Below are 24,282 nucleotides of genomic sequence, written 5' to 3'. Positions count from 1 at the left end.
CCGTCACCGCTCGGTGGCCGACAGGCTGTCCCCGACCGCCTCGGCGAGCTCGGCCGTGGACAGATAACGCATCACGGAGTGCCCGCCGAGGGCGTACTTGCCGGGGCTGTACCACGGCGTGTTGACGACGAGGCGGTCCTCGACGCGGTCGCCGAAGGCCGGGCCGAGCTTCTTCACCAGGGCGATCGGGTCCTCGTCGGCGGCGATGTTGACCCAGCGGTTCACCTGCGGCCAGGTCACGCCGTCGGGCACCCGGAGGCGGTCCTGGACGAGACCGAGGCCGAGCGGGGAGCCGAGGGTGACGAACGTGTCGACGTTCCACTCCGGGTGGGCGCACAGCGCCTCGTAGGCGACGACCGAGCCGAGCGAGTGCGCCACGACGACCCGGGTGTCCGGGGTGACGACCCGCTCGAACCGCTGCTGGGCGCAGGCGCGGACGCTGTCCTCGGCGTCGAGGTAGCGGCGGACCTGCCGGACGAGCCAGATGACCACACCGGACGCCGGACGTCCCAGCTTCTCGGACTTCTCCAGCTTGCGCAGCGCCGCCTGGGTGAGCCCCTTGCCGCCGCCCGTCGGGACGTCGAGTCCCTCGGCGAAGGCCTCCAGCAGCTCGCTCTCCAGGGGCAGGGTCACATCGTCGGCGGTGAAGTCGGGGATGTCGGCGAACTCGTCCTCGGTCACCGCGCCCTTGCCCTTGCGGCTGCGGTAGCAGTTCCCGTAGAAGACGGCGTCGACCAGCTCGGGGGCGGGCACCGGGAGTGCGGCGTCCGTCAGGGACTTGCGCAGGGCCTCGTACCACTCCGTGCGTGATGTCTCGCGATGCTTGTACTGATACCCGATGCCGTGACACATCACCACGTGCGACATGCAGCCCCCTGTTTCAACGGACCAGAATTATAGGGGGAGTTGCATCGTCAACGACCTGCTTGGACGACAGGCACCCCCGGATGAGTGAAAATCGACCCCCGTTCCAGCCCGTGCGCCTGGTCTTCAGGACCTCCACGAACACCGCGAGGACACCCGATGAGCGCCACCGCCACCCCACCCGTACCCCGGATGTGGCCCCTGCACGCGGCCGGCTTCACCACCGCCTTCGGCGCGCACGGCATCGCCGCCAACCTGGGCGGCTTCTCCGCCGACGCCGTCACGTCCCTGCTGGTGCTCGGCGGACTGCTCGCCCTGTACGACGGCGCGGAGGTCGTCCTCAAGCCCGTCTTCGGCTCCCTGGCCGACCGGATCGGCGCCAAGCCCGTCCTGGTCGGCGGCCTGGTCGCGTTCTCCCTCGCGTCCGCCCTGTACGTCGCGGCCGGCAGTCCGGGCTGGCTGTGGGCCGCGCGCCTCGGCCAGGGCACCGCCGCCTCCGCCTTCTCCCCCGCGGCCTCCGCGCTCGTCGCCCGGCTCAACCCGGCGGCCAGGCACGGCCGTGCCTTCGGCACCTACGGCTTCTCCAAGTCCCTCGGCTACACGCTCGGCCCGCTCCTCGGCGGCGTCCTGGTCTGGGCCGGCGGACTCGGCCTGCTCTTCCTCGTGCTGGCCGTCCTGGCCGCGGCCGTCGCCGTGTGGGCCACGCTCGCCGTCCCGGCCGTGCCGCCGCTGCCCAAGCGGCGCCAGACGCTGCTGGACCTGGCCCGCCGCCTGGCCGACCGCTGGTTCCTCGCCCCGGCCTCCGCGCTGGCCGCGGCCACGGCGGCGCTCTCCGTCGGTGTCGGCTTCCTGCCGGTCTCCGGCGCTGCGGCCGGTCTCGGTACCGTGGCGACCGGCGCCGCGGTCTCCGTGCTCGCCGCCACCGCCGCCGTCGTCCAGCCGTACGCCGGACGCGCGCTGGACGCGGGCCGGCTGAGCACCGGTAGGGGCCTGGCCGTCGGCCTCGGCACCACGGCGGCCGGTCTGTTCGCGGCCGTGCTGCCCGGTGTCGCGGGCGTTCTCGTGGCGGCCGCGCTCATCGGCGCCGGTACGGGTCTGATCACCCCGCTCGGCTTCGCCGCCCTCGCCTCGGCCACTCCCGCCGAGCGCGTCGGCCAGACGATGGGCGCGGCCGAACTGGGCCGCGAACTCGGCGACGCGGGCGACCCGTTGCTGGTCGCGGGGGTCGCCTCGGCGCTCACCCTGGCCTACGGCTACGCGGCCCTGGCCGTCGTGACCGCCCTCGGCGCCCTGATCGCCTGCGCGGGCGTGCGCGGTCAGTCGCGGACGGCACAGCGGTGAACGGCCGGCTCCCCGGGCACGGGCCCGAGGCCGTGTACAGCGGTGAACGGCCGCCATCGGTCGCGCGGGAGTGAGTCCCGGCACGCCGGACAGCGGCGAGCGGGGCCGTGACTCTTCCTGGGTCACGGGATCCGGCCTCGCCGCTCTCGTCAGTTCCGGCCCAGGCACCGGGCCGTGGCCTCGTGCCTGGTGTCGCGTGCTCAAGCGGTGGTGATGCGGATCGCGTCGACCACCGCCTCGGCGTTGCGCAGGGCTTCGTCCGAAGTGGCTCCCCTGGTCATCACCGAGCCCACCCGGTCCCAGGAGCTGCGCAGCTCGTTCACGGTGTCGCCGGGCTTGAGGTGCATCGACAGCGAGAGCACGCCGGGCAGTTGGGCGGCCTCTTCGGCGCCGTCGACGGAGACGACCTCGCCGGGCGCGGCGGCCATGAAGCGGACGGCGGCACCGCCTGCCGCGCTCTGGGGCAGGCCCTCGGGGCGGCGGCCCTGCATGACCTCGTAGAACGCTCCTGCGAGGTTGATCCGGTACGCCTCCTCGATGAGCATCGGGATGCCGTCGCCGGGGAACCGGCCGGCGCACTCCACCAGGTACGGGCGGCCGTCGCTGACGATCCACTCACAGTGCACGATGCCGCTGCCGAAGCCGACCGCGCGGACCACCGTCTCGGTCTGGGAGACCATCAGCTCGCTCAGCTCGTCCGGGATGCCGGCGGCCGGCACGGTGTGGCCGCGCTCGATCGGGCGCGGACCGGGGTAGAGCATCTTGCCCGTGACGTTGGAGAACAGCACCTCGCCCTCGTGGACCAGCAGTTCGACGCTGAACTCGTCGCCCTGGACGAACTCCTCGATCAGCATGCGCAGTTCGCGCTCACGGTCCGGCACCCGGTTGCCCTCGTCCTGGCTGACGCACTCCGTCCAGGCGGCGTCCAGGTCGTCCAGCTCGTGGAGCACCTTGGTGCCGACGGAGGCCTGCCGGTTGGCGGGCTTGAGGACCAGCGAGCCGGGGTGGGCGGCGGCGAACTCCCGTACCTCGTCCGGGGAGGTGACCTCCGCGGAGGCCGGGTTGAGGACGCCCGCGGCGCGGCTGACGCGGCGCAGCAGCGACTTGTCCCGCATCACCTGGGAGGCTCCGGCTCCCGCGCCGGGCACCGCGTACCGTTCGGCGAGCCGGGCCGCGAAGGGGGTGGCGTACTCGACGAGCGGGGCGACCACGGCCGGGGCGAGGTCGGGGTAGGTGTTGTAGAACTCGTCCGCCGCGGCGGGGAGCTGATACTCCCACTCGATCAGCTCGCGCAGCATCGCGGCCCCCTCCAGGGCCTTCTTGACGTCGAGCTTGCGGATCACGTCCGGCTCGTCGACGACGATCACCGAGCCGGGGGCGAACTCCTTGATGTAGGGCAGGACGTTGACGTAGCCGACGATGATCCAGGGTTGCTCGGTCATGGGGCTTCTCCTGTGCCGGAACGATGAGGGGTCAGGGGTGGCGGATCTCGAGCGTGCAGCACTTGACGCTGCCGCCCGCCTTGAGCAGTTCGGACAGGTCGACGTGGTAGGTGACGAAGCCGTGGTCGCGCAGCCGGGCGGCGAGGTTCGTGGCCGGCTCGGGCAGGATGACGTGGTAGCCGTCGGAGACCAGGTTGAGCCCGAAGACCAGGGCGTCCTCCTCGTCGGCGAGGATGGCGTCGGGGAACAGTTCCCGAAGGACGCGCAGGCTCTGCGCGTCGAAGGCGCCGGGGTAGTAGACGATCTGGTCGTCGTCGAGCGCGGCCAGTGCGGTGTCGAGGTGGTAGAAGCGCGGGTCGATCAGTTTCAGGCTGACCACGGGGCGGCCGAACAGCGCCTCGGCCTCGGCCTGGGAGCGGGGGTCGGAGCGGAAGCCGTTGCCGGCCAGGACGGCGCGGCCGGTGGTGACGTAGTCGCCCTCGCCCTCGCTGGTGAAGTCGGCCTGGACGATCTCGCGGTAGCCGTGGTCCCGGAACCACTGGGCCCACAGGTCGGCCTCGGCCTGGCGCTCGGGGTGCCGGAAGCGGGAGATGAGGACCTTGTCGTCGACCACGAGGGCGCCGTTCGCCGCGAACACCATGTCCGGCAGCCCGGGGGCGGCCTCGATGGTCTGCACGTAGTGGCCGAGTTCGGCGTACAGGGAGCGCAGGTTCTCCCACTGGGCGAGGGCCAGGGCCTTGTCGGTGGGTTTGTGCGGGTCCATCCACGGATTGATGCTGTAGGTGACCTCGAAGTGCTCGGGGCGGCACATCGCGTAGTTCCGCAGGCGCGCCTTGCGTCGGACGGGGCTCGCCTCGGGCGCGAGAAGACCGGTCATGCGGGAGTCCTTCCGGGTGTGGGGAACGGGGGCCGTGGGCGTTTCCCGGCGGTCAGCCGGTGATCCCGAGGCTGAGCGGGAAGCTGGGCCTGCTGCCCAGCAGGTGCGCGCCGGCGGACTGCAGGATCTTGTCCTGGGCCACCACGTGCTGGCACATCGTCATGGTGTCGCGCAGCCAGCGGTCGAGCGGGCTCGGCTTGTAGATCGCGGCCGTCTGCATCAGGTCGTAGAGCTTCATCACGATGGAGCGGGCGGTGCGGAAGGCGTGCAGCCGGGAGAGGGGCAGCGCGGCCCGCTCCTCCGCGGTGAGGTCGTCGAGGGTGCCGCCCGCCTCCAGCACCTCCCACTGGCGCCGCATCGCGCCGTAGACCGCGCTGCGGGTGGCGTTGAAGTCCGCCTCGCACTCGGCGAGGGTGACCTGCACCCGCCAGTTGTCGTTCCAACCGCCGCCGCCGGGCTTGGACTTGGCGAGGACCTGCTCGCGCACCCAGTCCAGGGCGGCGCGGGCGACACCGAGCGGGACGCCGGGCATGTTGCGCATGTGGACCTCGGGCTGGGCCAGCGGGCCCTGGCCGTTGCGGACCTCGCCGAAGGTGAGGGTGCGGCCCTCGGGGACGAACACCTCGTGGATGGCGTAGTCGCAGCTGCCGCTGCCTGACAGGCCGGTGGTGTTCCAGGTGTCGATGATCTCGACGTCGGCGCGCGGCACCATCAGCAGGATGGAGTCGTGGGAGCCGTCGACCAGGTAGGGCTCACCGTCCTCGTAGATGAAGGCGCCGGAGATGACCCAGTCGGCGTGGGTGATACCGCTGCCGAACTGCCAGCGGCCGGTCAGGCGGTAGCCGCCCTCCACCTTCTCGGCGCGGCCGGTGGGGAAGAGCAGGCCGGCGGTGGTCATGTCGAGGCGGGGGAACATCTCCTTGGCCACGGTCTCGTCGAGGAACGAGGCGTAGAGGCCCGAGTCCATGCCGATCATGGCGGCCCAGCCGGCCGAGGCGTCGCCGTAGGCCAGGGCCTCGACCACCTCGGTCTGCTCGACGGAGGTCAGCTCGGGGCCGCCCCAGGCCTTGCTGAAGCCCATCCGGAACGCTCCGGTGGCGCGGATCAGTTCGACGACGTCCGAGGGCAGGCGGCGGTTCTGCTCGATCTCGACGGCGCGCTCGCGCAGTTGCGGGGCCAGCGCCTTGGCGGCGGCGAGGATCTCGGTGGCGGTGTTGGGGACCGCGGTGTTGTTCGTCATGGTCAGGACTCCTTGGAGGTGGCGCCGGCCAGCTGCTGGAACTTGCCGTGCAGGAAGAGCAGCGGGGGCTGGAGGTCACGGATGCCGGTGGAGACGACCTCGCCGATCACCATCGTGTGATCGCCCAGGTCGAAGCTGTCGCAGAGCACGCATTCGATGCCGCTCTGCGCGTCGAGGATGAGGGCTCCGGTGGCGGGCCCGGGGTTGGCCGCGAGGCCGGCGACCACTTCCGCGCGGTCGCCGCGGCCCTTGGCGAGCTGTCGGGCCACCGACTCGGCGTCGCTGTCCAGGATGGAGATCGCCCACTTCTTGGTCTCCAGCAGATCCCCCAGGAACTGGGAGTCGCGGTGCAGGGAGAGCGAGACCAGCGGCGGGTCGAGGGAGACCGAGGACAGCGAGTTGAGTGTCACCGCGTCATGGCGGCGGTTGCCCTCGTTGTCCGCGTAGGTCGTGGCGACGCACACTCCAGTGGCGAAGTTGCGCATGGCGCCGCGCAGATCGGGTGACATGACGGTTCCTCCCATGACGGTTCCTCCTCAGAGTTAGACGGCCTGGTGGAAGGTGAAGACCCGGTCGGGGTCGTAGCGGCGCTTGATCTCTTGAAGCCGGTCCAGGTTGGGGCCGTAGTAGGCGGCCTGGGCCTCGGTCAGGTCGGGATCGGCGAAGTTGACGTAGGAGGCGTCCCGGGCGTGCTCGCCCATCGCGGTGTGCAGTTCGGTCAGCCAGTCGAGGTTGGCCCGGCGCACCTCTTCGGGGTCGTCGGTGGACCAGGAGGAGTCCATCGAGATCAGGAAGAGCACGTCCCGATGGGGGAAGGCGGTCTCGGTGACGGGCACCTTGTTGATGGCGCCGCCCCAGGTGAACAGGGCGATACCGGCGCCGTCCGGGTTGCCGCTGCCGGGCCACTTGCGCAGCGCGGTGAGCAGGGTGTCCACGCCGGCCTCGGTGAGCGGCTCGCCGATCGTGCGGGTGCGGACCGCGAAGGGGTCGCCGGAGGTCTCGTGGCGCAGGTAGTCCTTGGCCTCCCAGTAGCTGCGGTCCTCGATGTCCGCCTTGGCGGGCGTGCCCACCGCCAGCGCGGGGGCCAGCAGTTCGCGCAGTTCGGCGGCCGGGCCGAGGTGCTGGCCGATCACCGAGACCATGCCGTCGTCGTCCGAGGAACGGCTCACGCCGATCCGGGCGGCGAAGCGGTCCGGCGCGTCCCGCATGATCCGCTGCATCACCGGCAGCACCGCCTCGGCGTCGTCCAGCGGCCACACCACGAGGCAGGTGGAGCTGGCGACCGTCGGCCGGGCCTGGAAGGTGAAGGAGGTGTTGACCCCGAAGTTGCCGCCTCCGCCGCCCCTGCAGGCCCAGAAGAGGTCGGGGTGCTCGGTCTCGTTGCAGATGACGACCGTGCCGTCGGCGAGCACGACCTCCGTCTCCACCAGGGAGTCGCAGGTGAGGCCGAACGCCCGGGAGACCGCGGCGACGCCGCCGCCCAGGGTGAGGCCGCCGATGCCGACCTCTTCGGAGTTGCCGAGCGGCACCGCGAGGTCGTGGCGCTGGAGCTCGGCGTACAGGTCGCCGGAGCGGGCCCCGCCGGCGACCGTGACCAGTTCGCGCTCGCGGTCCACCGTGATGGTCCTCAGCCCGTGCAGGTCGAGCACCAGTCCGGTGGTGGCGGCCTGGCCGGAGTAGCTGTGGCCGCCACCGCGGGCGACGACGGGCACGCCCTGCTCCCGGGCCCAGGTGATGCCCCGGGCGACGTCCGCGACGCTCGCCACCGAGAGGACCCCGGCGGCACGGACGTCCGCGTAGCGCTTGTTGAAGGCGCTGCTGTTCTCCTCGAAGCCGGGCTCTCCCGGCAGCCGCACCGTTCCGTCCACCTGCTCGCGCAGGCGCTCCCAGTCGGTCATCCCGCTTCCTCCGGTTCTCTCACTTCCGCCAGGTACGAGACACCGGTCTCGGCGTGCGGCCCGTACCGCTCCCACTCCTCGCGCAGCAGGAGTCCGCCGTCGGCGTCCCGCTCGGGGGTGTTGACGGTGCGTCCGGAGATCACGTCACCGCCGGCCAGCACCATCGTGTAGGCGAGGCGCAGGGTGCCGTCGGGCTCACAGACCCCGTTCACGCTCCCCCGGCGGACGGGTCCGCCGGCGAAGTCCGCCCAGACCAGGTCGTCCTTCTGGTGGTACCGGGCCGTCACCCCGTCCGTGGACGCCAGCTTGCGGAACCGGCGGCCGTCGTAGTCGATGCTCATTTGTCCACGTCCAGCAGTCCGGCGGGCATCTCCAGGCGCGCCGCCACGTCCTTGCGCTCCAGCGGCTCCGCGTCCAGTTCGACGGCCACGACGGCGGCGGCGAGACGCTCCTCGCAGCTGTCCCGGTCCTCGCCGGAGCAGACCACGAAGGAGTGCCGGGCCAGGTATCCGCCGGGCGGCAGGCGCAGCTCGGTGCCCGGGTCGACCATCGGGGAGGCGGTCACCAGCCCCGGCAGCCCTTCCGGCACCCGCACCTCGTGGACGGTGACGTCCTCGGTGGGGTAGCCGAAGCGGATGCCGGCCACGCCGTGGCGGGTGAAGCCGGTGTCCGGACGGTGTCCGGAGGCGACCTCGACCAGCAGTTCGCCGGGGTCGATGCCGGTGGCGATCCGGCCGAGGAAGGGGATCAGGTCGCCGCCCAGCCGTCCGTTGATCTCGATGATCACCGGGCCGTAGGAGGTGAGCTTGACCTCGGTGTGGGTCAGCCCGTTCTCGACGCCGATCACCTCGTGCGCCTTGGTCAGGACGTCGATCAGTTCCTGGTCCGCCAGCAGCGGGTCGGCCGCGTCGACGACATGGCCCACCTCCTCGAAGTACGGGTAGTGGCCGGTCTCCTTGCGGGCCACGAACATCACCCGGTACTCGCCCTGGTGCACCACTCCGTCGACGCTGATCTCGGGGCCGTCGGCGTAGCCCTCCACGATCGCCCCGCCGCGGAACGGCTCGTCGCCGACCAGGCTGGCGTTGGAGGCGATCAGGTAGGCCTGGTCCAGCTGCGACTCGTCCTCGGCGAGGACGACGCCCATCGAGGCGCCCAGCGCCCGCGGTTTGACGACCACGGGGTAGCCGATCCGGTCTGCGGTCTCGCGGGCCTGCTCCAGCGTGTCGGTGAGCTCGAAGCCGGGCTGGGGCAGTCCGGCCGCGGTCAGTATCGACCGGGTGCGGTGCTTGTCCCGGCAGCCCTGCACCCCGTCGGGGCCGAGGCCCGGGACGCCGAACTCGGCGGCCAGTTCGGCGGAGGGCATCACGAGCGGCTCGTCGTAGCAGAACAGTCCGACGACGTTGCGGCGGCCCGCGATCTCCCGGGCGGCGGCGCGCAGCGCCTCGTGGTCGAAGACGTTGACCACGGTGATCTCGTCGAAGTAGCCCTGCTGCCAGGTGGGCTTGAGGTTGTTGATCAGGACCAGCTTGAGGTCCAGTTCGGCGGCCCGCCGGGCGGCGGACTCGATCAGGTACTCGCGGTACACCTTGAGCCCGCTGCCGATCACCAGCAGGACGCGGTCGTCGGCGGTCATATCGACTCCTCTCGGAAGTCCGTGGTGAGTGCTTCGAGAATCCGTTCGGCGACCAGTGGCGCGGTGCGGAAGCCGTCGCCGCCGCTGGCGGTCCGCGCCCAGGTGCTCGGGCCGATGCGGACCAGGTGGGAGTTGCCGGTCTGGGCGTCCACCAGGTAGTGGCAGCGCTTGACGGCCATCACGGTGTAGCGGTGGGGCTCGCTCACGATCTGCTCGGAGAGCACCTGCTCGGCCCACTGGCGCTCCTCGTCCGGGGTGCCGGCGGTGACCATGTGGGCCTCCCGGCAGGCGACGGCGGAGCTGACCTTGAGCAGCGTCCCGTCGCCCGGTGGCAGCAGCCAGGCCTGGCCCGAGGTGCCGATCCGGCCGACGCCAGGGGTGCGTTCCCAGGCGGTGGCCAGCTGCTCCGGCGGCTTGAGGTAGACCAGGGTCTGGCGGTGCAGCACCATCGGGATGTCGACCAGGTCCTTGGACCAGGGGCCGGTGGCGACCAGGGTGAGGTCGGCGTCCAGGCTCTCGGCGTCGGGCAGGTACACCCGGCCGGTCCCCGGGTCCACCGCCTTGACCTCCTGCCAGGGGCGCAGCGCCACGTTCGGCTGCTCGGTGAGCCAGCGCACCAGGACCTGCAGTGCGTGGTCGGCGAGCAGGATGCCGCCGTGCCGCTCCAGGACCCCGACCGTGCCGTCGGGGAAGCGGACATGGGGAACGCTGTCCGGCTCGATCAGACGGACCGGGAGGTCCGCCGCGGCCGCCGCGGACATCACCGCGTCGACGTCGTCCTCCGGCCAGGCGGTGATCATGCCCACCCGGCGGTAGAACTTGGAGCCGGTCAGTGCCTCCAGCCCCATCCAGCGCCGGTGCGCCACCGCGATCCGCCGGGAGGCGGCCAGGTCGTGCGTGTCGAGGGCGCGGACGGCCCGGTGCTGGTCGAAGGAGGTGGAACCGGGGTTCGGAATGGCGTCCCGGTCCAGGACGGTGACGTGGTGTCCGGCCAGGGCACACCGCACCGCGGAGAGCAGCCCGGTCACACCGGCGCCGACCACCAGTATCCGTCGCTTTTCGGTGGGCATGTCACACCGCCCCGCCGTCCAGCCGCGGCAGTGCCCGCACCGTGATCTCGGTCGTCTCGTCGCTCGGGATCAGCCGGGTGTCGATACCGGCCTGTTCGGCGAGGTCGATCAGGATCGGGGCGGCGTTGCGCAGCACGGTCTGCACCTGGTGGACGAAGTCGCCCGCCTCGGCGTCGGTCGCCTCCCAGCGGTCCAGTCTGCCCAGTTGCTCGGCCAGCGTCTCGGCCGTGCGGACGAGGCTGAAGGAGTCGAGCTCGTAGGAGGTGGCGAACCGCTCGGTGATCCGGTCGGCGGCCTCGCGGGAGGCGGCGGAGACCGGGAGGGTCTGTCCGGCCCAGCGCTCGGCCTTGGCGGCGACCCGGTTCCACGGCTCGATCAGCCGGACCCCGGTGACCGCGGGCAGCGCCGACCAGCCGAAGTTGGTCTTCTGGTTCTCCGGGCTGGTGGCGGCCAGGTGGTAGCGGCCGATGTCGCGCGGCAGCCTGTCCGCGAGCTCCTGCCCCCAGACCAGGTGGCCCCGGCTGGTGGAGAACTTCTGGTGGTCCAGCTCGTAGAACTCGTTGGTGACGAAGCGGGCGGGCAGGGAGTACCGGTCGTGCAGGGCGAGCAGCATGGCCGCCCCGGCGATGGCGAACGGGAAGGTGTTGTCGAAGCCGAGGAAGTAGACGGCCTCGGTCGCGGCCTCCGGCCACCACAGCTCGTCGTCGGCGGAGAGCACCTCGCCGCGCTGCTCGGCGGAGACGGCGGTGGTGTAGATGGACCAGGCCATCGTCTCGGCGTTGGGGTTGACGGACTGTCCGGCGACCTCCGGGAACGGGGCGGGGATGCCCCAGGAGATCGGGTAGGTGACCGGGAAGTCCGGCAGCGGGCGGGCCAGCATCTCGGCGACGGCCTGGGCCATGTGGGGCCGCAGTGCGGCGCCGGTGGTGGCGAAGTACTCCTTCAGCCGGTCCCGGTACTCCTCCAGCGGGACCACCAGGACCGGGACCTCGCGCAGTTCCAGCACGTCGTCGGGGTTCTCGGTGGAGCGCGGGTCGATCAGTTCGCCGGCCGGCAGCGGGTGGCCGCAGCTCTCGCAGAGCCCGGCGCAGCCCTCGGCCAGGCAGTTGCGGCAGCCGCCCTTGACGAAGCCGTCCACCAGGTACTGACCGGTGCTGGGCGAGTAGGGGAAGAGGGTGGGCCGCAGGACCAGCTTGCCCTCCTCGTGCAGCCGGCTGACGAACTTCAGCACGGCCTTGGTGAAGCGCTCCTCGTCCCGGGTGAAGCCGTCGACCTCGATACCCATCGCGGCGAGCGTGGACTCGATCTTCGCGGTGGAGTCGGCGACCAGTGCCTCGGGGGTGGTGCCCAGCCGTCGGGCGGTGGTGACCACGAAGGTGGAGGTGTCCTGGGCGCCGGTGCCGAAGACGGCCTCGCGGCCGGCGGCACGCTGGTAGCGGGTGAAGACGTCGGCGGCCAGGAACGGACCGGCCAGATGGCCGAGGTGCAGGTCACCGTTGGCGGTCGGGGCGGGCGATATCACCGCCACGCGCTTGCTCATGCTGGGGTCTCCTTCTGATGGCGGGTCAGGAAGGTCTCCGACATTTCGGAGTCCCACCAGATCCCGTAGTACTCGAAGTCCTCGGACGAGGGGTTGACCACCTTGTGCGTGCAGCCCGGCGGCAGATGGACGATGTCGCCGGCGACGAACTCGTGCTCGACGTCGTCCACCACCAGGGCGGCGCTGCCGCTCATCGCGATGAAGATCTCGTACTCGTGGTGGTTGTGCGGGGTGGACTCGCCCCCGGCCCGCACGACGCACCAGGCGCCCTCGAAGGGGGCGTTGAGCACGCTCCAGGGCTGAAGGCGCTCGCCCTCGATGCCGTAGGCGGGGGTCAGGTTGGCGCGGTCCAGTCGGCGGATCTGCATCAGCGGACCCCTGCCGTCGCGACGACGCTGCGGCGGTCGAGCATGTCCTGGCTGATCTCGTGCGAGCGCTGTGCGAGGACGCTGAGCAGGGAGTCGGAGATGCCGTGGGTGGCCTCGTTGAAGCCCTGGAGGTACAGGCCGGCGCGGACGTCGTCGCCCGTCCTGACGCGGTAGCGGCGGTCCACCTCGATCTCGTCCAGACCCACCTGGCCGGCCAGGCTGCGGACCATCGCGGGCATGCGCTGGTCGTAGCCGGTGCCGAGCAGGACCAGGTCGCAGCGGTACGGCTCCACCCGGCCGGTCTTGCGGTCGCGCAGGACGAGGACGACCTCGCCGTCCTCCTCGCGGGCCGAGAGGACCTCGGTCATCGACCGGACGGCGGAGCGCTGCGAGCCCGACAGCTTCTGCTCGTAGAGCATCATGTAGGTCTCGTCGAGGAACGGGGCTGCCAGACCGGCGTAGTTGGTCAGGCGGACCTCGTCCAGGATCTGCTTGCGTGCCTGCGGGGAACTGCCGTGGAACTCGTCGACGAAGGACGGGAAGAACAGCTCGTTGACGAACTTGCTGGTCTGGTAGTTCATCAGGCCGATGGAGCGGTGGATCAGGGTCGGCTGGCTGAGCGGCAGGTCCTGGTGGACCGAGACGAACATCTCGGCGGCACTCTGTGCCGCGCCGATCACCACGACCCGCACCGGGCGGTCGATCGGGTACTGCGCGATCCGGGTGGAGTACTGGGTGCTGTGGATCACCCGGTCGCGGGGCAGGTCCTTGAACTCGGCCGGGATGTTGGCGTCGCGGCCGGTGCCGACGACCAGGTCGCGGGCGTCCACCGTGTCGCCGCCGGCGAGGCTGACGCGCCAGCCGATCACCGTGCCGTCGTCCGCCTTGCGCGGGCTGACGGCCTGGACCTTGGCGTTGTAGCGGATTCCCACGTGATCGAGGGAGTTGGCCACCCACTGGAGATACTCGGAGATCTCCCGGCGGAAGGGGTTGAAGGTGCCGAGGTTGACGAACTCGTCGAGCCGTCCCTTGGCGTGCAGGAAGGAGAGGAAGGAGAACCGGCTCTGGGGGTTGCGCAGGGTCACCAGGTCCTTGACGAAGGAGACCTGGCTGCGGGCGAACGGCAGCAGCAGGTTGCGCTGCCACACTACGTCCGCGTGCTGCTCCAGGAGCAGGGTGTCGGCCGCCAGGCCGGTGGCGCCGGACTCCTCGATCGCCACCGCCAGGGCCAGGTTGGACGGGCCGGCGCCGATCGCCAGGACCTCGACCTCGTGGTTGGTCATCTTCTGCCACCTCGCTACTCGTCCTACCGCCCGTTCGAGCGAGCAGGTGAACGGCCGTTCCTCTGTTCGGGTCCGTTCGGTAGGACGAGTACATCGAAGGCGGATATTGATCGACAGGCTTGTCCGAATCGGACAATCAACGTGTGTCTGACCGAAGTTGATCGACCGGTCAGATCAGCTGCCGGGCGTCGACCAGCGGCCGGACACGGGCGAACGGCACGGAGTGCCTCGGCAGCAGGTCGTACGCCGGATCGCCGGCCGCCACGAGGGCCCGCGCCAGGGCGTCGAGCCGGTACGCGCCCAGCCGCTCGGTGGTCCGGAGCATGCCCGCCTCGACCAACTCGTCGGTCAAATGCTCGGATCCGGCCAGGATTGATTCGTCGGCCCGCAGCTGCGGTTGCGGCAGACGGGCCAGCCGGTCGAGCAACTCCCGCGCCGCGCCGCTGAGTCGGTCGTGCGCCGAGGCGAGCACCTCGCGCAGGGACAGATCGCCCACGGTCAGCCAGTCCAGCAGCGCCTCGGGGCGCTCCAGCCGCGTGACCGCCCAGCGCAGCGACATCTCGGGGTGGGCGAGCAGCTTGCGGGTGGCGATGTCCAGCGCCAGCGGCAGATCGCCGCAGAGCCCGGCCAGCCGGTCGGTGCTCGCCGGGTCGGCCTGTGCGCGCTCCGGCAGCCCCCGCGCGATGAGCGCGACGGAGTCGGCCCGCGGCAGCAGGTCCAGCCGGACCCGCAGGACGTCGCGCAGACCGAGCAGGGAGGACCGGCCGACCACGATGGTGGTGCTGGTGGCGGAGTCGGCCAGCAGCGGGCGTACCTGCCGTTCGCTGTGCACGTTCTCCAGCAGGACGAGCACCCTGCGCTGGGCGAGCAGTGAGCGGTAGAGCCCGGCGCGCTGGTCCGCCGCCGCCGGGATGCGTCCGGCGGGCACCCCCAGGGCCGCCAGGAACTCGGCGAGCAGGCCCGGGACGTCGTACCCGCCCTCCGGCACCGGTCCCAGATCGGCGTAGAGCTGGCCGTCCACCATGGCGGGGGCCAGGTCGTGCGCGTGGTGCAGGGCCAGTTCGCTCTTGCCGATGCCGGCCGGCCCGCTGATCACCACCGGACCGGCCGGGGCCGAGGCGAGCAGGCTCAGTTCCGTGCGGCGGCCGACCAGACCCTGCGGGCGGGGCGGCAGCTGGCACGGCCTGGGCAGCGCCGGCGCGGTGAGCCGGGGCTCGGGGGGTATCGCCTCGGCGGTCGACTCCTGGAGCGTCGGCGGTCCAGGTGCCGCGGCCGGGCGGGGTGGCATCACCGGTATGCCTCCGGCGGCCGCCTCCAGCCATCGTCGGCGCCATTCCTCCCGGTCGCCGCCGCAGGCGGCCACATACGCCAGCGCGACCTGGAGGGTGGGCAGCCGGTGCCCGTTGGCCGCGCTGGACAGCACCGAGGCCGAGTACATGGCGGCCTTGGCCATGTCCCGGTACGTCGGTCCACCGGCTTCGGCACGCAGGCGGCGCAACCGGCTCGCGAACTCCGCGACCGCTCCGCCCGAGGCATCCACTGGTTTCTCCGGCCTCCCCATTTCCATCGCCTCATCTCGTGTAGAAATATGGATGATTCGCACATTGCGGAAAAACACAAAGGGCGGGTCGGTCCGATGTCACGGGCCGACCCGCCCCGTGGGTGGTGCACGTCTTCAGGCCGTGCGGCGCAGCGCTGCGCCTCAGCGGCTGAAGCTGCTGTTGACCGCGCCGAAGTCGAGGGCGCCGGTCAGCTCCTCGTAGGTGCCCTCGGTGACCAGCTCGGCGGCGGCCCGGCGGGCCAGCGAGTAGGCGGCCTGGGCGACGGCGGTGCCGAGGCTGACCCGGCGCACGCCGGCCGCCTCGAACTCGGCCACGGTGGGAGCGCCCGGACCGGCCATCACGTTGACCGGCAGCGGCTGGCCCTCGACCAGCTCGGCGATCACCGCGAGGTCGAGCAGGCCCGGCACGAACAGGCTGTCCGCCCCGGCCTGCGCGTAGACGGCCGCGCGGGCCAGGACGTCGGCCGCCCGGCCCTCGGGGGCGCCGATCCCGAACAGGAAGACGTCGGTACGCAGGTTGATGACCAGCTCCGGCAGTCCGGCCCGCTCGGCGGCCTCGCGCGCGGCACGGATGCGGGCCGCCTGCTCCTCGGCCGTGAACAGCGTGCCGTCGAGCTTGGAGTCCTCCAGGTTCACGCCGACCACACCGGCCTCGATCACGGCGGTGACGGTCGCCGCGACGTCCTCGGGCGCGAGGCCGTAGCCGCCCTCGATGTCGGCGGTCACCGGCACCTCCACGGCGTCGGCGATCCGGCGCACCAGGGCGACCATCTCGTCGCGGGTGAGCGCCTGCTGGTCCGGCTTACCGGCCGACCAGGACACGCCGCCGCTGGTGGTGGCGATCGCCTTGGCACCGCCCTGGGCGATGAGCGCCGCGCTGCCGGCGTCCCAGGCGTTCGGCAGCACCAGGATGCCCTTCTCGTGGAATTCGCGGAGTGCGAGGGCCTTGGTCTGCTGGGTGTTCGCCATGACGGCACCTTTCGTGAAAGGGGGTTCACTAGACATTTTGCCGATAACGGGAAAAGGGTTGAAAGTGGTGACGGGAGACTCCGTCACGTTGCAACCGCCGCGTACGGCAGGCCGATTGTGGCCCTAGAGACCGAGGTGGCGCCTCCGATCCAGCAAAGGGGAGGCGCCACCTCCGATACGACACGGAACGGGGCGGTGCGGGGGCGCGCGTCGCGCGCGTCGAGCCCGGGGGTCACGTGGATCCCGTGGAGCGTGGTGGGCTCGTGGATCACGTGGAGCTTGCCGAGCTCGTGGAGCGGATCGAGCGGGTTGAGCCGGTGGAGCGGGCCGAACTGGTGGCGCGGGCTGAGCCGGTGGAGCGGGTGAAGCGGGTGAAGCGGGTGGAGCCGGTGGAGCCGGTGGAGCGGGATGAGCCCGTGGAACACGGGGGGCTCGCCGAGCAGTCGGAGCGGACGGAACACGTGGAGCGGGCCGAGCGGTGGGAACCTGCGAAGCACGTCGAGCACGCGGTCGGTCAGACGCTTGCGGGCTCGGCGAGCAGGGTCTTCTCCACCGTCGGGGGCTTCGTCCGCAGGGACAGCAGGCCCGCGCCGATGCTGAGGGCGCCGGCGACGTACCACGCGGGCGCGTAGGTGCCGAAGCCGTCCCGGGTGAGGCCGGCCGTCGTGGCGGCGAAGGCGGCGCCGAGCTGGTGCGCGGCGAAGATCCAGCCGAACACGATCGGAGCCGACATCCCGAAGTGCTCACGGCACAGGGCGACCGTGGGCGGCACGGTGGCGATGAAGTCCAGGCCGAAGAGGACGATGAAGATGAGCATCGGTCCTGTGACCTCCGCGTCGAACAGCTGCGGCAGGACCAGCAGGGAGATACCGCGCAGCCCGTAGTACGCGAGCAGCAGGATGCGCGAGTCGTAGCGGTCGCTCAGCCAGCCGGAGGCGACCGTGCCGATGAGGTCGAAGATGCCGATCATCGCCAGCAGGCCGGCGGCGGTCACCGACGGCATGCCATGGTCGTGGGCTGCGGGGATGAAATGGGTGTTGACCAGGCCGTTGCTGGTCGCCCCGCAGATCGCGAACGCGATGGCGAGAAGCCAGAACGCCCTGGTGCGGCTGGCGGTCTTCAGGCCGTCGACGGCGAGCCGCGCCGCGTTGCGGGCGGGCGGCTGCACGGGCACGACCTCGTCCGCGCCGTACGGCGGGATGTTGAGGTCGGCCGGGTGCTCCCGGAAGAACAGCAGGATGAACGGCACGGTGGCCAGGGCCACCACGGACACCACGATCGCGGCGGTCTTCCAGCCGCCCGGCGCCTCGGAGAGCTTCGCCACCAGCGGCAGGAACACCAGCGAACCGGTCGCGCCGCCCGCGGTGAGCACGCCGGTGACCAGACCCTGACGCTTGACGAACCAGCGGGTGCCGAGCGTGGCGACGAAGCCCAGCGAGATGGAACCGGAGCCCAGGCCGACCAGGACGCCCCAGAGCAGCACGAGCTGCCAGGACGCGGTCATGAAGACGGCCAGACCGCTGCCGAGGGCGATCAGCGACATGGCGACCGCGGTCACCTTGCGCATGCCGAAGCGTTCCATCAGCGCGGAGGCGAACGGCGCGGTGACGCCATAGAGGGCGAGGTTGACGGACATGGCGAGACCGATGACCCCGGTGGACCATCCGAACTCTTCTTGCAGCGGCTCCACCAGCGCACCGGGGGTCGCCCGGAACCCAGCCGCCGCGACCAACGCGACGAATCCGATGGCCGCGATCATCCACGGCCACACTTGCTTCTGACGAATCATGTGCACAGCGTGATCGAAGCAACACCGCCCCGGAAAGCCGGGCCCGGACACCATGTCAGGTCCATCCGGGCGTACGGGCGTTGGCCGATCAGCCGCCGATCGAGAGCTTCTGCTCGGACGTCGTCTGGTCGATGTCGGAGGAGCGTACGGTCATCGACGCGGTCCACTCCCCCGCCAGCGCGAGCCGGACCGAACCCGCCCACCGACCCGCGCCGTCGGGCTTCAGCGGCACCCGCAGCGGACCGAGGTCCCGGGCGGGAAGCGTGAGGGCCAGCCGGACCTCCGGCACCTCGGCCGGCCTCCCGTCGGCCCGCCGCAGTTTCAGCCGTACGGCGTAACCGCCGGACTTCGCCGGTACGAGGCTCAGGGTGGCCGTGCCCCGGGCGTCCGGGGTGCCGCCGCCGGTGTCGAAGGGGATCCGGGACGTGACGGTCCGGGCGGGCGCGGGACTGGTCGTGGCGACGGGGCTCCGCTCGTCGTCCGCGGTCCGTCCGGGCGGTGAGGAGGTGAGCAGCGTGGTGACCGTGAGCACGGCGACGGCCACGGCCGACTCCGTCAGGACGGACCGCCGCAGGCCCGCCCGCACGGACGCGCCGCCGTCGCCCGGCGGCAGGTTCCCGGCGTCCTCGCCGACCTGGACGGACACGCCGCCCCGGCTCGGCCGCGCGTTCTCGCCGCTCCCGCCGCTCCCGCCGCCCTCACTGGTGCGAACGGACTTGCCCTCCTCGCCCGTTCGCACGGGCTCGCCGCTCTCAGCGGACTGTTCGCCGGCCCGCAGGCGGGCGAGGCGCGACCGGGAGACCCAGGCCGCGGCGACCATGACGGTCACGAATCCGCCCTTGATCAGCAGCAGTTGACCGTACCTGGTGTCGAACAGGGCGTCCCAAGTGCCCACTTCGCGCCAGGCCCGGTACAGCCCCGTGGCGACCAGGACGGTCACCGAGCTGAGCGCCACCACGGAGAACCGCCGCACGGCCGCGGGCGCGAGTCCGTGCCGGAGTCCGGCCGCGAGCGTCGCCAGCCCGCCGAGCCAGGCCGCCATGGCCAGCAGGTGCAGCGCGGTCAGCGGCAGGGCCAGCCAGACCTGGGGGCCCTCGGAGGCGTGGTCCGTCGTGACCCAGGTGAACGCCGTCCCGGCCGCGAGCGCCAGTCCGGCGGCGCCGAGCCGGGCCCGGGATCGCCGGGTGGCCTCGGTGCCGGACTGCCCCAGCTGGCCGACCAGCAGCACCAGGAACACAGCGCTCGCGACGAGCAGCAGCAGCCTGGCCGCCAGCGCGAAGTAGATCCGCTCGTCCACGTCGACATGGGCCTGGGCGATCGCGGGGTCCTCCGACGGCAGGAGACCGCCGCCCTGCTCGTACGGGCCGCGCAGCATCATCAGGATCACGGTGGAACCCAGCAGGCCGATCCAGCCGGCCGCCAGCAGCTTCTGCACCGGCCGGACGGAGGCGCCCGCCGGCCAGCACACCAGGACGAACGCCACCGCACCCGCCAGCAGGGCGAACGAGCCGTACGCGACCGCTCCGGCGGTGCCGTACAGGAAGGAGATCAGACCGTCCGTACGGGCGCCCTGGAACTCCTCGGCGGAGACCGAACTGGCCGACGGCGCCCCGATGGAGAACGTGAACGCGCCGCCGAGCGGATGCGAGTCCGCGGAGATCACCTGCCAGGCCACGGTGTAGGTGCCGTCGGCCAGGTCGTCGCGCAGGGCGACGCGTGCGGTGTCGTCCCGGCCGGCGGCGTGCTCCGGCGTGCCCCGTTCGACCCGCCTGCCCTCCGGGTCGAACACGCGCAGCGAGGCCGAGGGCAGCGTGATCCCCTCGCCGAAGGTGAGCGTGACCGCGGACGGCGCCGTGCGCACCACCGAGTTCTGTGCCGGGTCGGTGGATTCCAGCTCCGCGTGCGCGGACGCGGAACCGGCCGCGGCCAGCACGGTCAGCACGGCGGCCAGCACCGCCAACAGCGCGCCGACGGCCCGCCGCACCCGCACGGATCCCGTGGTCATCCTGCCTGCTCCCCGTCCGTAGGCGTATCCGCGGTGGGCACTCCGCGGGAGGCGGTTCCGCCCCGAGAATAGGCCCACCGGCTACGCCGGCGGGTTGTCCAGCGTCAGCGCGGTGCAGCGGACCCCGCCGCCGCCCTTGGCCAGTTCGGCCGTGTCCAGCTCGACCACCTCCAGACCGCGCCCGCGCAGCTCGGCGGCCAGCCGCGGCACCCCCTGGGTCATGGTCACCGTGGTTCCGTCGCTGACGAGGTTCAGCGCGAACCGCGCCGCCTCCTCGACCGGCACCTCGATCAGGTCGACCCCGAGTCCGCGCAGGGTGCGGACGCTGGCCGCGTCGAGGGCGTCGGGGCAGTACGCCAGCGTGTCCGGGGCGACGACACCGACGGCCAGGTCGAGGTCGTACCAGCGGGCGCTCACCGTGCGCAGCGGCACCACCTCGTAGTCCAGCTCGCGGGCGAGCACATCCAGCATCCGCTCGTCGGTGCGCTGGCCGTACGCCGCCAGCAGCAGGTCGCCGCAGGCCAGCGCGTCACCCTGGCCGCTGAAGAGGTAGGGCGCCTCGACGACCTCGTAGTTGCGTTCGGCCAGCCACGCCGTGAAGTACGGTATCTCGGCCTGCCGCTCCGACGGCGGGTTGCCCAGGACGGCCCGGTCGCCGCGGATCACGGCGGCGTTGGCGGTGAACACCATGTCCGGGCACTCGGGCGCGGACGGCAGGTACTCGACCTTGCGGCCGGCCGCGAGGTGCGCGGCCACGATGGCCTGGTGCTCGGCGAGCGCCGCCTGGACGTCCGGCTGGATCGCGGTGTCCATGTAAGGGTTGATCTCGTAGTCGACCCGGAAATGGCTCGCGTCGGAGACAAGCAGTTCGCTGTTCACGGTGCCCTCTCTCTGGTGGTCTGCCGGCCCTGCCCGGTGGGGCGGGTGCCGGCGTGGAATGGTCCGAAGCGCGGAACGGGCTGGACGTTGCGCAGCCTTGTCCATCCGAGTCCAGCCCAGCGGCGAATTGATCGCGAGCCTTGAACGGCAAAGGCAATCAAGTCCGTTTCGTCCGGCGGGGTGGGCCGCCGGACCCGTGCGCGTGGAATTCCGTCGGACACGACTCGGACATGAGTCGGACATGACGGAGTCCGTCCGGCACTTTCGCAGAAGGGCCGTCGGCGGGTGAAGAGTTATGGAGGATTCACTCCGCAGGATCCAAAAGGATTCCAAGCGATTCCATGTGCCATTGAACAACCCTTCACGGCGTCTTACGACGTCTTCCCGGCGTCTTACCGGGCCGTCATGGCCCCGAAGGTCCGCCTCTTGCACCGAACGGCCGCCAGGCACCGAACACGGCTGCCGCCGGCACTGAACGGCTCCGGAATTTCCCGCGGACGACGAAGTCCCGGGAATCCGACGAAGTTGACGGCAATCAATCACGACCACGGAGGTTCCTCGTGACCAGTGACGCGATCGCGACCAGGCCGGCCATGGCAGGGTCCGCCCTCCTGGAGGGCACGGGCGAGCTCTGGCGGGCCCTTCCCGCACGGCAGCAGCCGGAGTGGGAGGACCTCGACCTCCTGGCCGAGGTCACCTTCGACCTCGCCGACCGGCCGGGGCTGGTCGGCGCCGTTGAGGTGGCCGAGCTGCGGGGCCTGCTGGCCGAGGTGGCGGCGGGCCGCTGCCATGTCGTCCAGGCCGGCGACTGCGCCGAGGACCCGGCCGAGTGCGAGCCCGGACACATCACCCGCAAGGTGGCGCTGCTGGAGGCGCTGGCCGGGGTGATGTCCATGAACACGCTGCTGCCCACGCTCCGGGTCGGCCGGATGGCGGGCCAGTTCGCCAAGCCGCGCTCGAACCCCACCGAGGTGGTGGACGGCGTGGAACTGCCGGTCTACAGGGGCCACATGGTCAACAGCCCCGAGCCGGACGCGCGGCTGCGCCGTCCCGACCCGCGCCGGCTGCGCTCGGGCTACGAGGCGGCCGGCCGGGCCATGGCTACCCTGCGGGGCCGGGTGGCCGAGCAGCCCGCGGCCTTCGCCACCCCGGTGTGGACCAGCCATGAGGCGCTGCTGCTCGACTACGAGGCACCGCTGATCCGCACGGACGGGGCCAGCCGCCGCTACCTCGCCTCGACGCACTGGCCCTGGATCGGCTACCGCACCAACCAGCTGGACGGCGCCCATGTGGCCCTGCTGGCGTCGGTGGCCAACCCGGTTGCCACCAAGGTGGGTCCGGGCATGCGCACCGACGATCTGCTGGCGCTGTGCGAGCGGCTCGATCCGGCCCGTGAGCCGGGCCGGCTCACCCTGATCGCCCGGATGGGGGCGGACGCCGTCACCGAGGACCTGCCCGCCCTGGCCGCGGCCGTGCACGCCGCCGGGCACCCGGTGCTCTGGCTGTCCGACCCGATGCACGGCAACACGGTCAGCGGACCGGGCGGCCGCAAGACCAGGCTGGTGGAGACGGTGATCCGCGAGGTACGGGGCTTCCAGCAGGTGATCGGCGAGGCCGGCGCCGTCGTGGGCGGTCTGCACCTGGAGACCACGCCCGACGACGTCTGCGAGTGCGTGCACGACGAGCGGTCCATGGGGAGCCTCGGTGAGCGGTACACGACGTTCTGCGACCCGCGTCTGAACCCGGCGCAGGCACTGGAGGTCGCCGCCGCCTGGCAGGGCCGTACGCCCTTGCGGTGACGTTCCGCCACCGGGTTCGCCCACCGGGTTCGCCCACCGGGTTCGCCCACCGAAACGGCCTGCGGCTTCGTGAGTGATCACGAAGCCGCAGGCCGTTTCGGTGTGAGGGATCAGCCCTCGACGGTCACGTCGAACAGGTCCAGCTGGAGCAGCGGGGTGACGGTCACGTTCCCGGTCCGGGTGGACCAGCCCGACTCCACCTTCTGGTACCACAGCGGAATGGCCGGCATGTCCTGGATGATCCGCTTCTCCGCCTCCCGGTAGAGCTCCCAGCCCTCCTGCTCCGTGGCCGCCGCGTCGGCCCTGGCCAGCAGGGCGTCCACCTCGGGGTTGGAGTAGCCGGACCCGTTGACCGCCGCACCGGTGCGGAAGATCGGGTTGAGGAAGTTCTCGATGGACGGGTAGTCCGCCACCCAGCCGGAGCGGAAGATGGTCGTCATCTTCTCCTCGTTGATCAGCTTGCGGAACTCGCCGAAGGTCGGGACCGGCGCGTAGCGCGCCTCGACGCCGAGGGCAGCCGTGATCGTGCGGCAGGCCGCGTCGATCCACACCTGGTTGGCCGAGTCGTCGTTGGAGGTCAGCTCGATCGGGCCCTCGAAGCCGGTGGTCTCGAACAGGGCTCGGGCCTTCTCCGGCTGGTAGGTGCACAGATCACCGCTGGCGTCGCCGCCGTACCCGGGCACGATCGGCGGGACCAGGCCGTCCGGCAGCATCTTGTCGCCGTCGAAGGCCGTGTCGATGACGTACTGCCGGTCGATGGCCATCGAGATCGCCTGGCGCAGCCTCGGGTCGCCGAAGCGCGGGTCGTACAGCGGGAAGGAGATCGACTGCACGCCCATGTACGGCTTGGAGATGCAGCGTCCGGCCAGCTCCTGCTTGTAGCGGCCGCCGTCGAGGGCGTCCGCCGGGACGAAGTCGAGGTAGTCGAGCTTGTTCGCCACCACGTCGGCGTAGGCGTCCTCCAGCATCCGGTAGAACCGGAACTCCACGCCCTCCACGCGCGGCTTGCGGACGCCGGCGTAGGCGTCGTAGCGCAGCAGCACGATGTGCTCGCCGGGGGTGTGCGACTCGAAGCGGAACGGGCCGTTGCCGACCGGGTGCGCCTCGAAGGCCTCGCGGTCGGCGAAGAAGGCGGCCGGCAGCGGGAAGAAGGCGGCGTAGCCGAGCTGGGTCACGAAGGCCGAGAAGGGCGCCGACAGGGTCACCTCGAAGGTGCTGTCGTCGATCACCTTCAGGCCGGACAGCGTCTTGGCCGCGCCGCTCTGGGTGTCCTCGTAGCCCTGGATGTGGGAAAGGTACTCGGCGCCCTGGAGCTTGTTCGGGCCGTAGGTGGTGTAGTTCCAGGCGTCGACGAAACTCGCGGCCGTGACCGGGGTGTTGTCGTGGAAGGTCCATCCCGGATTCAGGGTGATCCGGTAGACGCGGGAGTCGGCCGACTCGATGGACTTCGCGACGGCGTTGCGCGGTTCGGCCGTGTTCGGGTCGTACTCGACCAGGCCGGTGAAGAGGGCGTTGACGATCTTCACGCTGTCGCGTTCGGTCGCGTCGCCCGGCACCAGCGGATTCTCGGGTTCGGTGCCGTTCCAGCTGATGATGTTCATGCGTGTGAATCCCTTGGGTCAAGGTGCTGAAAAGGATTGTGGGCGCGCCGGATCGGGCGATCTGCGAACATCGCGGCCGCCGCCGGTGAGCAGTGTGGTCACTCGCCCGGTTGATTGGTA

General features: G+C 71.4%; 20 protein-coding genes. 2 read left to right on the top strand and 18 right to left on the bottom strand.

Going from position 1 to position 24,282, the window contains the following annotated elements:
• Positions 1-3: 3 nt before the first annotated feature.
• Complete coding sequence (locus tag ABZZ79_RS19810; RefSeq protein ID WP_356690401.1) at positions 4-867, bottom strand: hypothetical protein; 864 nt, start codon at positions 865-867, stop codon at positions 4-6.
• A 189-nt stretch (positions 868-1,056) separates the two neighbouring features.
• On the opposite strand from ABZZ79_RS19810, the gene ABZZ79_RS19805 reads away from it, so the two are divergent.
• Positions 1,057-2,205 (top strand): MFS transporter, encoded by a 1,149-nt coding sequence (locus ABZZ79_RS19805; protein WP_356690451.1) that lies wholly within the window; start codon positions 1,057-1,059, stop codon positions 2,203-2,205.
• A 200-nt stretch (positions 2,206-2,405) separates the two neighbouring features.
• Here the strand turns inward: ABZZ79_RS19805 and ABZZ79_RS19800 are convergent, their stop codons facing one another.
• The 16 genes from ABZZ79_RS19800 to ABZZ79_RS19725 form a co-directional block, all read right to left on the bottom strand.
• Positions 2,406-3,647, bottom strand: coding sequence for an ATP-grasp domain-containing protein (locus tag ABZZ79_RS19800; RefSeq protein WP_356690399.1), 1,242 nt, complete (start codon positions 3,645-3,647; stop codon positions 2,406-2,408).
• A gap of 31 nt (positions 3,648-3,678) precedes the next feature.
• Complete coding sequence (gene ddaH, locus ABZZ79_RS19795; RefSeq protein WP_356690397.1) at positions 3,679-4,524, bottom strand: dimethylargininase; 846 nt, start codon at positions 4,522-4,524, stop codon at positions 3,679-3,681.
• Positions 4,525-4,576: 52 nt separating this feature from the next.
• On the bottom strand, positions 4,577-5,764 hold the full coding sequence (locus tag ABZZ79_RS19790; RefSeq protein WP_356690395.1) for an acyl-CoA dehydrogenase family protein: 1,188 nt from the start codon (positions 5,762-5,764) through the stop codon (positions 4,577-4,579).
• A 2-nt stretch (positions 5,765-5,766) separates the two neighbouring features.
• Positions 5,767-6,288 carry a flavin reductase family protein gene (locus tag ABZZ79_RS19785; RefSeq protein WP_356690393.1) on the bottom strand — a complete coding sequence of 174 codons (522 nt, stop codon included), beginning with the start codon at positions 6,286-6,288 and terminating at the stop codon, positions 5,767-5,769.
• 18 nt (positions 6,289-6,306) lie between these two features.
• Positions 6,307-7,662 (bottom strand): FAD-binding oxidoreductase, encoded by a 1,356-nt coding sequence (locus tag ABZZ79_RS19780; RefSeq protein WP_356690391.1) that lies wholly within the window; start codon positions 7,660-7,662, stop codon positions 6,307-6,309.
• Positions 7,659-8,003 carry a hypothetical protein gene (locus ABZZ79_RS19775; RefSeq protein WP_356690389.1) on the bottom strand — a complete coding sequence of 115 codons (345 nt, stop codon included), beginning with the start codon at positions 8,001-8,003 and terminating at the stop codon, positions 7,659-7,661. Before ABZZ79_RS19775 ends, ABZZ79_RS19780 begins: the two co-directional genes overlap by 4 nt.
• Positions 8,000-9,298 carry an ATP-grasp domain-containing protein gene (locus ABZZ79_RS19770; RefSeq protein ID WP_356690387.1) on the bottom strand — a complete coding sequence of 433 codons (1,299 nt, stop codon included), beginning with the start codon at positions 9,296-9,298 and terminating at the stop codon, positions 8,000-8,002. Before ABZZ79_RS19770 ends, ABZZ79_RS19775 begins: the two co-directional genes overlap by 4 nt.
• Complete coding sequence (locus ABZZ79_RS19765) at positions 9,295-10,368, bottom strand: FAD-dependent oxidoreductase (protein WP_356690385.1); 1,074 nt, start codon at positions 10,366-10,368, stop codon at positions 9,295-9,297. The genes ABZZ79_RS19770 and ABZZ79_RS19765 overlap by 4 nt, the downstream gene beginning before the upstream one ends.
• 1 nt (position 10,369) lies before the next feature.
• Entirely contained in the window at positions 10,370-11,908 is a 1,539-nt protein-coding gene (locus ABZZ79_RS19760; protein WP_356690383.1) for a class I tRNA ligase family protein, read from the bottom strand.
• On the bottom strand, positions 11,905-12,276 hold the full coding sequence (locus ABZZ79_RS19755; RefSeq protein ID WP_356690381.1) for a cupin domain-containing protein: 372 nt from the start codon (positions 12,274-12,276) through the stop codon (positions 11,905-11,907). Before ABZZ79_RS19755 ends, ABZZ79_RS19760 begins: the two co-directional genes overlap by 4 nt.
• Positions 12,276-13,559 (bottom strand): SidA/IucD/PvdA family monooxygenase, encoded by a 1,284-nt coding sequence (locus tag ABZZ79_RS19750; RefSeq protein ID WP_356690379.1) that lies wholly within the window; start codon positions 13,557-13,559, stop codon positions 12,276-12,278. The genes ABZZ79_RS19755 and ABZZ79_RS19750 overlap by 1 nt, the downstream gene beginning before the upstream one ends.
• A gap of 169 nt (positions 13,560-13,728) precedes the next feature.
• Complete coding sequence (locus ABZZ79_RS19745; protein ID WP_356690377.1) at positions 13,729-15,099, bottom strand: helix-turn-helix transcriptional regulator; 1,371 nt, start codon at positions 15,097-15,099, stop codon at positions 13,729-13,731.
• Positions 15,100-15,261: 162 nt separating this feature from the next.
• Entirely contained in the window at positions 15,262-16,089 is an 828-nt protein-coding gene (locus ABZZ79_RS19740) for an isocitrate lyase/phosphoenolpyruvate mutase family protein (RefSeq protein ID WP_356690375.1), read from the bottom strand.
• Between the two features lie 514 nt (positions 16,090-16,603).
• Complete coding sequence (locus tag ABZZ79_RS19735; protein WP_356690373.1) at positions 16,604-17,878, bottom strand: MFS transporter; 1,275 nt, start codon at positions 17,876-17,878, stop codon at positions 16,604-16,606.
• Between the two features lie 88 nt (positions 17,879-17,966).
• Complete coding sequence (locus tag ABZZ79_RS19730; protein ID WP_356690371.1) at positions 17,967-19,883, bottom strand: FixH family protein; 1,917 nt, start codon at positions 19,881-19,883, stop codon at positions 17,967-17,969.
• Positions 19,884-19,964: 81 nt separating this feature from the next.
• Positions 19,965-20,762 (bottom strand): arginine deiminase-related protein, encoded by a 798-nt coding sequence (locus tag ABZZ79_RS19725; RefSeq protein ID WP_356690369.1) that lies wholly within the window; start codon positions 20,760-20,762, stop codon positions 19,965-19,967.
• 560 nt (positions 20,763-21,322) lie between these two features.
• On the opposite strand from ABZZ79_RS19725, the gene ABZZ79_RS19720 reads away from it, so the two are divergent.
• Positions 21,323-22,561 carry a 3-deoxy-7-phosphoheptulonate synthase gene (locus ABZZ79_RS19720; RefSeq protein ID WP_356690367.1) on the top strand — a complete coding sequence of 413 codons (1,239 nt, stop codon included), beginning with the start codon at positions 21,323-21,325 and terminating at the stop codon, positions 22,559-22,561.
• Between the two features lie 110 nt (positions 22,562-22,671).
• Here ABZZ79_RS19720 and ABZZ79_RS19715 read toward each other — a convergent pair whose 3' ends face one another.
• Positions 22,672-24,162 carry an ABC transporter substrate-binding protein gene (locus ABZZ79_RS19715; protein WP_356690365.1) on the bottom strand — a complete coding sequence of 497 codons (1,491 nt, stop codon included), beginning with the start codon at positions 24,160-24,162 and terminating at the stop codon, positions 22,672-22,674.
• Positions 24,163-24,282: the final 120 nt, after the last annotated feature.

This window comes from Streptomyces sp. NPDC006458, assembly GCF_040612135.1.
Lineage (GTDB): Bacteria > Actinomycetota > Actinomycetes > Streptomycetales > Streptomycetaceae > Streptomyces.
This window is presented reverse-complemented; position numbering and strand designations above follow the sequence as displayed.